A 12,731-nucleotide genomic window follows, 5' to 3' on the forward strand; every position below is an offset into this window, starting at 1 on the left:
GACGGCATGAGCAACGAGAATCTTTCCGCCCCCGTAGCCGCCGTCCACCCCGTGACCCGTTCCTTCCACGGCCGGGAGTTCGTGGATAACTACGAGTGGCTGCGCGATAAGGAATCCCAGGAAACCCTGGATTACCTCAACGCCGAAAATGATTACACCAAGGCGAAGACCGCGCACTTGGAGGAGATGACGGAGAATATCTTCCAGGAGATTAAGTCCCGCATCAAACAGACTGATATGTCCGTGCCCTCCCGCCGCGGCGATTACTGGTACTACAGTCGCACTGAGGAGGGTAAGAGCTACGGTTATTCCTGCCGCCTTCCGGTAGAGGAGGGTTCTGATCCCTGGACCGCCCCGATTATCCCGGAGGAAGGCACCCCGGACGGGGAAGAGATTATCCTCGACGCCAACGCGTTGGCCGAGGGGAAGGACTTCTTCGCGCTCGGTGCCGCCTCCATCTCTGATTCTGGCCGCTACCTAGCCTATTCGGTGGATTTTGCCGGAGATGAGCGCTTTGAACTCTACATCAAGGACCTGGAGACCGGCGAGCTTCTCGACGACCACCTAGAGGGCATCTTTTACGGCGCTACCTGGGCCGGAGACGGCTTTATTTTCTACACCACCGTCGACGATGCATGGCGTCCCGATACCATTTGGCGCCACAAGGTAGGCACCGCGCAGTCCGAGGACGTGCAGGTGTTTAAGGAAGATGACGAGCACTTCAACGTCGGCATCGGCAGCGCCCGCTCTGATAAGTACCTCTTCCTTGGCATAAGCTCCAAGGTGACCTCTGAGGTATGGGTGCTCGAAGAGGACAACCCCGAGGGCGACTTCCGCCTGCTGTGGGAGCGTGAATCCGGCGTGGACTACGACGTCGATCACGCCGTCGTCAAGGGCGAGAACTACTGGATTGTCACCCACAATGCCACCGGCCCCAACTTCGAGGTGGGCTATACCAAGGCCGACGGCGAGCTGCCCGCTCTTCGGGATCTGCCCGCGCTGCTGCCTCATAAGGAAACCACCCGCATCGAGGGCGTGGATACCTACCGCGACCAAATTGTGGTGGGTTACCGCCGCGGCGGCATCGGCCGTGCCGCCATCATGCGCATTAACGACGGCTTCGGCGAATTCGAAGAGCTCAACTTCAACGAAGAGCTTTTCACCGTTTCCGTATCTGGTAACCCGGAGTGGGACGCGCCGGTGCTTCGCGTAAGCTATGTGTCCTTTACCCAGCCCGCCCAGCTTTTCGATTACCGCGTGGACACCGGCGAGTACACCCTGCTCAAGGAGCAAGAGGTTCCCGGTGGTTATAATCCGGATGATTATGTGGCCTACCGCTTGTGGACCACGGCTGCCGACGGCACCGACATCCCCGTTTCCATTGTTCATCGCGCCGATCTTGACCGCACCCAGCCGAATCCGACTCTGCTCTACGGCTATGGCTCCTATGAGGTCAGCGTGGATCCGGCCTTCTCCGTGACCCGCCTGTCCCTGATGGACCGCGGCATGATTTTTGCGGTTGCCCATGTACGCGGCGGCGGCGAGATGGGGCGCACGTGGTACGACGATGGCAAAATGCTCAAAAAGAAAAACACCTTTACTGACTTCATCGACGTCGCCGATGACCTCATCGCCCGAGGCGTGACCACCGCAGACCAAATGGTGGCCGAGGGCGGTTCGGCCGGCGGAATGCTTATGGGTGCAATCGCCAATATGGCCCCAGACCGCTTTACCGCCATCCAAGCCGTTGTTCCGTTCGTGGATCCTCTGACCTCGATCCTCATGCCGGAACTGCCGCTTACCGTGCCTGAGTGGGAGGAGTGGGGCGACCCGTACCACGATCCTGAGGTCTATGACTACATGAAGTCCTACTCGCCGTACGAGAATATTGAGGCCAAAGACTACCCGGACATCCTGGCTATTACCTCGCTAAACGATACCCGCGTGCTCTACGTTGAACCGGCCAAGTGGATTGCCCAGCTGCGAGCGACGGCCACCGGCGGTGAGTTCCTGCTCAAAACTGAAATGGCTGCAGGCCACGGTGGAGTGTCCGGCCGTTATGAAAAGTGGCGCCAAAACGCCTTCGAGTATGCGTGGACGATCAATAAGGCCACCGGTCTGGAGAAGTAAAACCCGGATAGGGGGCCAGCGCGCGAATCCTAAATTCCTGTGCGATAATTTTTCTTATGAATGGCCACCTTCTGGTATCGATCTCCAGCATCTTTGATGACACACGGAAGCAGGCTAGCCGGCTCCTCTCGATCCTTGATCGAGAGGAGATTCCTGTTTCCCTGCTTATTGCCCCGCATATCGACGGCAACTGGCACCTTGCGAAAGATAAAGACACCAAAAGCTGGCTCCGAGACCAAGCCGATGCCGGCCGCATACTCATCCTCAACGGTTTCGACCGCTCGGTGCAGGGACGTCGTGCAGAGTTTGCGAATCTCGACTCCCACGAGGCAAAGCTGCGACTCGCGGGTGCGACCCGTCAGATGGCCAAGATCGGCTTCGAACCCACAATTTTCGCCCCGCCGCGCTGGCGCATGTCTCCCGGCACCCTGCAGGTATTGCCACAGTTTAAGTTTGAGGTGGCAGCCTCTACCCGCGGTGTTTTGCAGATCAATTCCGGCAAATTCCACCAGGCCCGTAACTTGTCCTTTGGCGAGGGCTTTGGCTCCGCTAAGTGGTGGCGCAAGAACATCATTCGTGCAGCAGAGCGGTCCGCGCAGCGCGGCAATACCGTTCGCCTGTCCGTGTCCGGCCGCAACCTAGATGACCGCAAGGTGATCCATGACTTCGTCAAAGCTGCCGACCGGGCTATTAACGCTGGGGCGACCCCTGCCGATTATGGCGCCTTCCTGCCAAATTAGGGAGCGCATTCCCTCGTCAGAGGTTCTGCGAACAAAAGTGGCGGGGATGGTTGGTGGTGTCTATGTCCGGTAGCACGATTTCGTCCATCTAATACCCTGTTTCCGTCAACGGTTGTAGTGTTTTAGATGGACGAAATCGTTGAAATCGCAAAAATTAAGACCCCGCACGCTTAGGATTTCTCCGAAGCGAGCGGGGTCTGCGTCTGTGGGCGATTAGCGCTGCAGGCTGGTGATGAAGTTCTTTACTTCTTGCGGCAGCATGCCCCAGATCGGGGCCGGGATGGCCTTCTGGAGATTGCCGGTCACAGCGAGGAAGCCGGGGATGGCGACGAGGCCGGCGATAGCCGCGATGGCAGCGGCGATACCGGCGCCGACAGAGCTAGTGCTGGAGTTGGAACCGAAGCCAGGCTTACCGGGCTTTTCTGACGGCTTGTCCTCTGGCTTATCGGAAGGCTTATCCGCCGGATCATCTGCAGGATCATCCGCAGGATCGTCTGGCTGGCCGGCGGAGTCGTCCGCACCGAGGGTGAAACCGACCTTGACTGGGTCATGGTCAGAGGCGCGGAACGGGGAGTCATCGTAGAAGTCGACGATATTGTAGTTGCGGCGGGAATACTCGAAGGCGACGGGTTCGTCGGCATTGATGTTCCAGACTTGGGCGTCGTCAAGCGTGCCGGTGGCTACCTTGTTTGCCAGCACGTGGTCCAAGGTGCCAAGCAGGCCGGAGAACTGGTAGGAGGGATCGGCACCATATTTTTCGGCGGGCACGGTAAAGCCATCGTTGCGGAAGACGTCGAGCGCGGTCTCGTGAGTATAGGTATTGAAATCGCCTAGGGCGAAAAGCGGCTTATCCTTCCAGTCTTCCTGCTTGTGGAGGGCATCGAGGACGGCCTGTGCCTGCGCGTTGCGCACGTTCGGGTTATTGCCCTGGCCATCGCCGGAATCGGCATCGCCCTTGGCCACCGAGCCCTTGGACTTGAAATGGTTGGCCACGGCAACGAAGGACTCCTCGCCCTCCTTTAGCGGTTGGAATTCCTGGGCAAGAGGCTCGCGGGCGGTGCCGGTGAAGCGATCGTCCTGGAAGATGCGGGACTCGCCGACAGGCTTCACCACATCCTTGTGGTAGATAAACGCGGTGCGGATGACATCCGGGGAGTCTGGTACGGCGTCCTTGGACGGGGAAGGAACGAAGGCCCACTTATCGGAGCCGGCGGCCTCATTGAGCTTTTCCGTCAGGTGCTTGAGTGCCTTATCGCGCTGGGCAAAGTCACCGGTGACAGCGTAGCCATCTTCGATTTCGGAAAGGCCGATGACATCGGCATCGAGGCCGTTGATGGCCGCGACAATCTTGCGTTCCTGGTCCGCGAGTGCGGACTGAGTATAGGCGCCGCGGGTCTTACCGCGGTTGACCGTGACCTTATTGCCCTCGCGGTCGGTGTAGGCGCTGCCGCCGAATTCCTCGCCCAGGGAGGTGAAGTAATTCAAAACGTTGAAGGCGCCGATGGTGTATTCGCCCTTGACGTCATCGATGGCGTGCAGCTCAGCCTCGCGGGAGTCCTCCCAAGAGATGGGCAGGTCTGCGCCCGCGGTGTTGCCGGTAACCGGGGTGGTGGGCTGGAAGCGCCACTGCTCGTGAGAAAAGCCCACGATGACCGGGTGCTGGAAAGAGACGATATCGGTGGTGCGCAGGGATTTGATGGTGTGGGCATCGTCCTGGGCGATATATGGCAGTGGGGTTTCCTGGTCGGTTTTGAGGTAATCGCGGGTGCGGCCATCGTCCAAGGTGACCAGTTTATCGGCGTTGTCCTTGGTCAGCTTCTGGATATCGGAATTGGGATCCGTGGAAGGGGAGAAGATATCGGAAGGCTGGCGGAAGGCCTCCTTGCCAGGGGCAAGGCCAATCTCGCCGTACTGGTTGAGGGCGTAGTTATTGGTTACGGTGTGCTCGCCGGGCTGGATGAGCATGTGCTCGAAGGGCTCGCGGGCCTCGTTGCCATCAGGAAGTTGGTCGACCTTCAGTGGGGTGACCTTCTCTAGCGGGGCATCGAGCTGCGTGACCTCGGCGGCGGTGATTTGGGTGGAACCATAGAACTCGGAGACCTTGCCGGTGACCGCAACGGAATCCTCGAGGTCCGGGTACTGGTCGGCTGGCTTATCACCCATGTACACGAAGAGGGCCTGGGAGGCATCGGTAGCCTCGGCGCCGGTCCCGCCCGTCTGGATGGTGAAGCCATTGAGGCCACCCTCGCTCCACACGCCGGTGACAACACCCTCGGTGGTAACGGTCTGGTCCTTAAGCGGGGACTCAGCGCCGGTGCCTTGGATATCCGCGATGGCGGTCACGCCTTCGGGAGCTGGCTGCTCGGGCTCGGCCGGATCCTCAGGCTGAGGGGAGGGAGCCTTATTACCGGTATTAGTCGGGGTGGGAGCGCCACTGGTGAAGTCGGCGGCATTGTCATCGGTATCGGTGCCCTCGGCGTCGCGAGAGGCGGATTTGGCATTGGACAGACCCGCAGCAGCGGTGCCCTCCTTGAGGGAAGCGGCGCCGTAGCCGATGGCATCGATGGGGGATCCGGTGGCGTCGGCAAGCTGCACGGAGCCCTTGGAACCGGACATGTTGAGGTTGCCCTCGGCATCTGGGGTAGGCAGTGCATCGCCCGCTCCATTGCCGGCCGCTCCCTGCACGAGGTAGTAGCCATGCGGGGCGATGGTGCCCGAAAGCACTACCTTGCCGCCCGTGTTGCCGGAGGCGGAGAAATACTCCACGGTATAGCCGCTCAGGTCAATCGGGGCATCGGTGGGGTTATAGAGCTCGATGAAGTCATGGGTGAAGGCAGCGCCCTTATTGCCACCGCCCCCGTAGACCTCTGAGATGACTGCGGCGGAACCGTCGGTGGCAGCCGTGGCAGTGGGTACAGCAAGGGCGGCAGTAGACAAGGCGGTGGCGAGCGCCAGCGCACCTAGGCGACGAGAAGACATAGATTCAACCTTAAATGAGAGCGATAGTGTGCGATGTCTATTAGTAGATCGCCGCGCCGGGGCGGGGTGGAGCGCACGCCGGAGTTTGCCAGAGCGTTGTTTGAGGTTCACGTAGAGTTTGCCCAAGCGGGGTGAAACCCACACTGCGGGGGTGAGTCTAGGTAAAAGCAGGGGGTGCCAACTAAACTAAGCCGCGCAGACCAAAGCCCCATACAGTAAGGCAATATTTTCATGGCTCGTGTAGTTGTCAATGTCATGCCCAAGGCGGAAATTCTGGATCCGCAGGGCCAAGCCGTCGTCCGCGCGCTGGGTCGCATCGGGGTATCCGGTGTCAGCGATGTGCGCCAGGGAAAGCGCTTCGAAATCGAGGTCGACGACTCTGTAACCGCAGAGGACCTAGATAAGGTAGCCGCCACACTGCTGGCCAATACCGTCATCGAGGACTACGAGGTTGTTGGGCTGGAGGTCAAGTAAGTGGCCGCAACAATCGGAGTAATCACTTTCCCCGGAACCCTGGATGATGTGGATGCCGCTCGCGCAGCCCGCACCGCCGGCGCAGAGGTGAAAAGCCTCTGGCACGCAGATAGCGATCTGCACGGCGTGGATGCGGTCGTAGTGCCGGGCGGTTTTTCTTATGGTGACTACCTGCGTTCGGGCGCTATTTCCGCGCTTGCGCCGGTGATGCAGTCCGTTATTGACCGTGCGAAGCAGGGCATGCCGGTGCTTGGCATTTGCAATGGCTTCCAGATTTTGACCGAGGCGGGCCTGCTGCCGGGCGCGCTGACCCGCAATAAGGGCCTGCACTTCCACTGCACCGATACCTACCTGGAGGTGGCCAATTCCACCACCGCATGGACCAGCGAGTTTGAGCAGGGCCAGAAGATTTTGGTGCCGGCCAAGCACGGTGAGGGCCGCTTCCAGGCCGGCGATGATGACATTGCCCGCATCGAAGGCGAGGGCCGCGTGGTCTTCCGCTATACCGATAACTACAACGGCTCTGTCAACGGCATTGCCGGTGTCAGCGATGAATCTGGCCGCATCGTGGGCCTCATGCCGCACCCAGAGCACGCCATTGACACGCTGACCGGCCCATCCACCGACGGACTGGGACTTTTCGTATCCGCCATCAAGGCCGTCGCCCAGGCGCCGGCGGTTTAAGGAGGCCACTTTAATGACCGTTCATAATGACACCGTAGAAAAGGCACAGTCCACCCCGGATGAGCAGCAGCCCTACGCGGAGCTCGGCCTGAAGGATGACGAGTACCAGCGCATCCACGATATTCTGGGCCGCCGCCCTACCGATGCGGAGCTGACCATGTACTCCGTTATGTGGTCCGAGCACTGCTCCTATAAGTCTTCCAAGACGCACCTGCGTTATTTTGGCGAGACCATGACTGAGGAGATGGGGGAGAAGATCCTCGCTGGCATCGGTGAGAACGCCGGCGTGGTGGACATCGGAGACGGCAACGCGGTGACCTTCCGCGTGGAGTCCCACAATCACCCCTCCTATGTGGAGCCTTACCAGGGCGCGGCCACCGGCGTGGGCGGCATTGTGCGCGACATCATGGCCATGGGCGCTCGCCCGATTGCCGTAATGGACCAGCTGCGCTTTGGGCCTGCCGACGCCCCCGATACCAAGCGCGTCCTGCCCGGCGTGGTCTCCGGTATTGGCGGCTACGGCAACTCCCTGGGTCTGCCCAATATTGGCGGCGAAACCGTCTTTGATGAGACCTATTCCGGTAATCCGCTGGTCAACGCCCTGTGTGTGGGCACCCTCAAGGTGGAGGATTTGAAGCTGGCCTTTGCGTCCGGCAAGGGCAATAAGGTCATGCTCTTCGGCTCCCGCACCGGCTTGGACGGCATCGGCGGTGTATCCGTGCTGGCGTCCGATACCTTCGAGGACGGCGCCGAGCGCAAGCTGCCGGCCGTACAGGTGGGCGACCCCTTCGCAGAGAAGGTTCTTATCGAGTGCTGCCTCGATCTCTACCACGCCGGCGTGGTCGTAGGCATCCAGGATCTTGGCGGTGCGGGCTTGGCCTGCGCTACCTCGGAGCTGGCAGCGGCCGGCGATGGCGGCATGGAGGTCAACCTCGATAATGTTCCGCTGCGTGCGAAGGACATGACCGCGGCTGAGATCCTCGCCTCCGAGTCCCAGGAGCGCATGTGCGCCGTTGTGTCTCCGGAGAACGTGGAGAAGTTCCGCGAAATCTGCGCGCACTGGGATGTAACCTGCGCCGAGATCGGCGAGGTCACCGAGGGCAATCACCTGGTTATCCGCCACCAGGGTGAGGTCGTCGTGGATGCTCCCGCCGGCACCATCGCGGACGAAGCCCCGGTCTACGAGCGCCCCTATGCCCGCCCGGAGTGGCAGGACGAGCTGCAGAAGTACCAGGGCACCGACAAGCGTGGTCTGGTGGAATCCCTGCAGAAGCTCGTCTCCTCCCCGTCGCTGTGCTCACGCGATTTCATCATGAACCAGTATGACCGCTACGTGCGCGGCAATACCGTCCAGTCTCACCATGCGGATGCCGGCGTGCTGCGCATCGATGAGGAGACCGGCCGCGGCGTGGCCGTGTCCGCCGATGCATCCGGCCGCTACACCAAGCTGGATCCGAACATGGGCGCCCGCCTCGCGCTGGCGGAGGCTTATCGCAATGTCGCCGTCACCGGTGCGAAGCCCGTCGCGATTACCAACTGCCTAAACTACGGCTCCCCGGAGAACCCCGACGTTATGTGGCAGTTCCGCGAGTCAGTGCATGGGCTTGCCGACGCCGCCGTGGAGCTCTCCATCCCCGTTTCCGGCGGCAACGTCTCCTTCTACAACCAGACCGGCGAGGAGCCGATCCTGCCTACCCCGGTGGTGGGTGTGCTGGGCGTTATCGATGACGTCCACAAGGCCATTGGCAATGAGCTGGGCACCGTGGGGGAGAAGGAAGTACTTATCGCCTTGGGTGAGACCAAGGACGAGTTTGGTGGCTCAATCTGGCAGCAGGTCAGCGCCGATACCTCCGAGGCTTCCTCCCTCAATGGCCTGCCGCCGCAGGTGGACATGGCCAACGAGAAGCGCCTGGCCGAGTTCTTCCACGGCAATGATTTGCTCACCGCGGCGCACGATATCTCCGAGGGCGGCCTTGCCGTCACCGCCTTTGAGATGGCAAAGCGCGCCGGTGCTACTGCCGACGGCGCCGGCCTCGGCCTCAACCTGGACCTCACCGCGGTCCACGAGGACGAGTTTGTCGCCGCTTTCTCCGAGTCTGCCTCCCGCGTGCTCGTGGCCACCACCGCCGACCGCGCCGATCAGGTGCTTGCCCGCGCTGGCGAGCTGGGCATCCCAGCCGCCATAGTGGGTGAGACCACCGAAACCGGCGCACTGACCCTCGGCGGCGAATCCGTCGCCATCTCCCAGCTGGTCTCTGCCTGGTCCGCCACCCTGCCGGATCTCTTCGACCATGCCGTGGGTGCTAACTCCGTGGTGGAGTAAAAACTCCCGGCGTTGGACAAACGCAACTAAGCGACAATGCGGAAAGCCCGGCTTCGGCCGGGCTTTTTATGCTCGTTAGGATCCGGGACAAAGGCTCGGCCTTATAGAGAACAGCGTCGGGACGAGTTCTTTTCAATCATTTTCCTTTCAGGCAACCTTTCCGTAACGTCAGCGGCCTACCGTGGGTGTGTCCCTCTTCAAAATATCCACTACTCATGGAAGCTAACGTTCAATGCGCATTCGTACTCTCGCTCTTATTGTCGCCGTTGCGTGTGCTGGTGTAACAGTGCCCGCCACTGCCGCCGAGAATGGTTCCTATTACTCCACCAAACAGCACTATGAACCGCAGGGGCGGGAGTATTCCGAAGCTCCCGCAGGATTCCGACAGATCTATACCTCCACGGTGGACCGGCATGGCTCGCGTGGTCTGTCTAGCTTTAAGTATGACGACCTTGCGCAGCAGATGCTGGAGTATGCTCAGGAGCGTGGTGAGCTCACGGATTTAGGAGAAAAGCTCATTCCGCAGGTAGAAGCGATGATTTCCGTGAATGAGGAATTGGCCGGTGGCGCCGGACAAGACGCCGGATACGGAAACCTCACCGCAGTTGGGCGGGAAGAACTGCGGGGGATTGGTCAGCGCAATGCGCAACGCAATGCTGAGCTTATGCACAGCATCGACAGGGACGACTCCAAGGTGAAATTCATCTCTTCGGGTGAGGACCGCGCTAATGACTCTGGTTGGAATTTCGGTGCGGCGTGGCTGAAGGAAGCTCCCACTCTTGCTGACAACCTCGTGGACGGAACCAACGATGGTCATGTCACCATCGAGCCACGCACTGACCTGATGTATGCGCATAAAGATAAGAAGTCACCGTCGTACGAAAAATATTCGGCGTGGAAAGACTCACCGCAGCTACAGGAAAAGATCCAGGAAGCTTATTCCAAGCCGGCCTCCCAAGAAGCATCGCAGGAGTTGCTGTCCAAGATTTTCACCTCGGATTTTATCGATGAGCTAAAAGATGGGTCCATTTCATTTAGCGCCCGTGAAAAGGATAGCAAGACAGTAGAAGGAATAGTGGACGCCGCGCTGCAGTTCTACAACCTGTACATCATTGCTCCAGCACTTGCTCATGAGGAGAAAACCCCTGCTGAGGGGTGGATATTTGATCAGTACATGGACGATGCGAGCGGGCCCACCTTTGCATACCTACTGGATGTAGAAGACTTCTATGAGAAGGGGCCGGCTATCGAGGGGCGCACTATTTCTTATGACAATTATGAGCCATTGCTTGAGGAAATGATTGAGGGCGTACAGGATCGCGCGGCCGGTGGTGATATAGCTGCGGAATATAGGTTTGGTCACGCGGAAACCATCATTCCGCTCGCCGCATTGCTGAAAACGCCTGGCTCAGAGAAGGGAGTTCCCGCAGGAGAGCTCTACACTTGGCAAAACTCGGATTGGCGTGGTGACAAGGTCTCCCCGATGGGAGCAAATATCCAGTGGGATGCCTTCCAGAATGACAATGGCGAGACCCTCGTGCGCATGCTGTACAACGAGAAGGAAATTCCCTTCAAGGAGGGGTGTGAGCCAATAAGTGAGGGCTCGACGTTTTATACCATCGATGAGCTGTCCGCTTGTCTGCCGCTTGGTTCTATCTCTGACCACTCCCAAGCCCATATCGAGTCCACAGCGGACAGCGGGTACAAGCCACAAACAGGAAGTAGCGTTGCCTCTTCACAGTCGAAGATGTGGGCGGTAGTTGGTGCCCTCTTCAGCGTACTGACTATTGCAGTTGGAACTGTGTACATTAACCGGCAGCAGATAGAAAGTCTGCTACATAAGTTCGGCATCCAACTTCCCTTTTAGTATCGGCAAGGTTTACTGAGTGGCCACTGCCGAGTTGATGCTGGGCGCTCTTGGCCTCTGTTATAGGTGTGGGGAGACGGGAACAATACACATTCATTCCGACTTATGTTCGGGATAGCGTGCCAGTGGCGTTGTAGGCGAGCTACACAGCCAGCTAAGCCGTATTTCTAACCTGCTTTGTCTTTGTCAAAGGCCAGGTAGGCTCCGCCACAACGAACTCTAAGCACCAGGGTCTACCCTGGCGGGCATGAAGGTTATCGCCCGGCTGCTCTCGATTCCGTTGACACTTATAGCAATGCTGGTGCTGTGGCTAGCGGTCTCGCCCTTTACCCCGCACATTTCATATTGGGGCGCTGGATCGCTCATCGGGCCGCAGTACATAGGGCCGCTGTTGCTGATTGCGCTGGTATTGGTGATCTTGGCGGCGCTGGGCGCGTTGGCCTCGCGCAGCTGCTACGTGCCAAGTGTGTTAGCTGGCATTGCCTTGGTAGCGAGCGTGGGTTTATTGGGAACACAGATTCATGCCGCAAAAGAGCAGGGAACCGACGTCGATATCCCGGCGGCCTTTACTTGGACCGGCGTTGAGAAGGCCGATGAAGGCCCGGATCATACGGTGACATATGACTCCTTCAACGGCGATGACCTCACCATGGATATCTACTCTCCGGAGACACACAGTATTCGCTCCGGCAGCAGCCATCCGCGCAAGCACCCGGTGATGATGTATGTCCACGGCGGCGGTTGGGACCAGATGACTAAGCGCTCCCAGGCTTTCAATATGCGGCAGATGGCCCAGCGTGGTTACCTCGTATTATCCATTGACTACACATTGTCTAGCTGGGAACAGCCCACGTGGAAGGTGGCGGCGGGGCAGGTGGGCTGCGCGATGAACTGGGTCAACGCCCATGCCGCAGATTATGGCGGCGACTCGGAGCGCTTCTTTACCTATGGTGAATCCGCCGGTGGGCAGTTGGTCCTGAACGCGACTGCCGATGTCGCCGCACACCCCAGCCAGCTGCCTTTCACCGACTGTTCCGGTACGCCGGCTGTTCCCAGCGCCGTCTATGCGGATTCACCGGCCTTGGATGTGCGCCACATTTATGATTCTGACGACCCCTATGCCGGGCAGGGCTCCCGCGATACCGTGGAGAAATACCTGGGTGGAACGCCTAAGGAATATCCAGACCGCGCGGACTTCGTGACTTCAGCTACGCATCTGACCTCGGATATGCCGCCTATCATGATCGTGCGCAGTGACCACGACCGGTTAGTTCCACCGGCTAGTTACGATGACTTTCGCCAGCGGGCGAAGGACAAAGGCGTAGAGCTTGAAGAGTACGTGCGCCCGCATGCCGATCATGCTTCCGCCTTGAGCGCACACGGCGTATGGAACCAGCACCTGTTGCAGGCTATGACTGAATTCTTTCAAGCCAATGACTTAGAAGATGACCTATAAGGGAAGGAGCCTAAACGCTCGGTGCTAAATTGACCAGAGTTAGGCGGCGTAAGCCAGTGGATGGCTGGCAGGTCAGGC

The 12,731-nt window shown here is 59.4% G+C and carries 8 protein-coding genes; 7 read left to right on the top strand and 1 reads right to left on the bottom strand.

Features of this window, described 5'->3' with window-relative positions; translation table 11 throughout:
* Positions 1–6 precede the first annotated feature (6 nt).
* Both I6I12_RS02765 and I6I12_RS02770 read left to right on the top strand, forming a co-directional pair.
* The gene (locus tag I6I12_RS02765) at positions 7–2,130 is read left to right on the top strand and encodes a S9 family peptidase (protein ID WP_200288659.1); all 2,124 of its coding nucleotides are present in this window, start codon (positions 7–9) and stop codon (positions 2,128–2,130) included.
* Between the two features lie 56 nt (positions 2,131–2,186).
* Positions 2,187–2,870 carry a DUF2334 domain-containing protein gene (locus I6I12_RS02770; RefSeq protein WP_023019880.1) on the top strand — a complete coding sequence of 228 codons (684 nt, stop codon included), beginning with the start codon at positions 2,187–2,189 and terminating at the stop codon, positions 2,868–2,870.
* Positions 2,871–3,083: 213 nt separating this feature from the next.
* On the opposite strand, the gene I6I12_RS02775 is transcribed toward I6I12_RS02770, so the two are convergent.
* Positions 3,084–5,849: an ExeM/NucH family extracellular endonuclease gene (locus I6I12_RS02775; protein WP_200288660.1), complete on the bottom strand. Its 2,766-nt coding sequence runs from the start codon at positions 5,847–5,849 to the stop codon at positions 3,084–3,086.
* Between the two features lie 231 nt (positions 5,850–6,080).
* Between I6I12_RS02775 and purS the strand changes: the two genes are divergently transcribed.
* The 5 genes from purS to I6I12_RS02800 all read left to right on the top strand — a co-directional run bounded on the left by purS (position 6,081) and on the right by I6I12_RS02800 (position 12,653).
* Positions 6,081–6,323 (top strand): phosphoribosylformylglycinamidine synthase subunit PurS, encoded by a 243-nt coding sequence (gene purS / locus I6I12_RS02780; protein WP_049360085.1) that lies wholly within the window; start codon positions 6,081–6,083, stop codon positions 6,321–6,323.
* Entirely contained in the window at positions 6,324–7,007 is a 684-nt protein-coding gene (purQ, locus tag I6I12_RS02785) for a phosphoribosylformylglycinamidine synthase subunit PurQ (protein WP_200288661.1), read from the top strand.
* Between the two features lie 13 nt (positions 7,008–7,020).
* Entirely contained in the window at positions 7,021–9,330 is a 2,310-nt protein-coding gene (purL, locus tag I6I12_RS02790) for a phosphoribosylformylglycinamidine synthase subunit PurL (protein ID WP_200288662.1), read from the top strand.
* A gap of 232 nt (positions 9,331–9,562) precedes the next feature.
* Positions 9,563–11,197: a histidine phosphatase family protein gene (locus I6I12_RS02795; RefSeq protein WP_200288663.1), complete on the top strand. Its 1,635-nt coding sequence runs from the start codon at positions 9,563–9,565 to the stop codon at positions 11,195–11,197.
* 247 nt (positions 11,198–11,444) lie between these two features.
* Complete coding sequence (locus I6I12_RS02800) at positions 11,445–12,653, top strand: alpha/beta hydrolase (protein WP_200288664.1); 1,209 nt, start codon at positions 11,445–11,447, stop codon at positions 12,651–12,653.
* Positions 12,654–12,731: the final 78 nt, after the last annotated feature.

Source organism: Corynebacterium kefirresidentii (assembly GCF_016599755.1).
Lineage (GTDB): Bacteria > Actinomycetota > Actinomycetes > Mycobacteriales > Mycobacteriaceae > Corynebacterium > Corynebacterium kefirresidentii.

What these genes read in the sequence shown, in the direction of transcription:
- purL (WP_200288662.1), top strand. Translation starts at nt 7,021, where the DNA reads ATGACCGTTCATAATGACACCGTAGAAAAGGCACAGTCCACCCCGGAT.
- I6I12_RS02775 (WP_200288660.1), bottom strand. Translation starts at nt 5,849, where the DNA reads ATGTCTTCTCGTCGCCTAGGTGCGCTGGCGCTCGCCACCGCCTTGTCT.
- I6I12_RS02795 (WP_200288663.1), top strand. Translation starts at nt 9,563, where the DNA reads ATGCGCATTCGTACTCTCGCTCTTATTGTCGCCGTTGCGTGTGCTGGT.
- purS (WP_049360085.1), top strand. Translation starts at nt 6,081, where the DNA reads ATGGCTCGTGTAGTTGTCAATGTCATGCCCAAGGCGGAAATTCTGGAT.
- I6I12_RS02765 (WP_200288659.1), top strand. Translation starts at nt 7, where the DNA reads ATGAGCAACGAGAATCTTTCCGCCCCCGTAGCCGCCGTCCACCCCGTG.
- I6I12_RS02800 (WP_200288664.1), top strand. Translation starts at nt 11,445, where the DNA reads ATGAAGGTTATCGCCCGGCTGCTCTCGATTCCGTTGACACTTATAGCA.
- I6I12_RS02770 (WP_023019880.1), top strand. Translation starts at nt 2,187, where the DNA reads ATGAATGGCCACCTTCTGGTATCGATCTCCAGCATCTTTGATGACACA.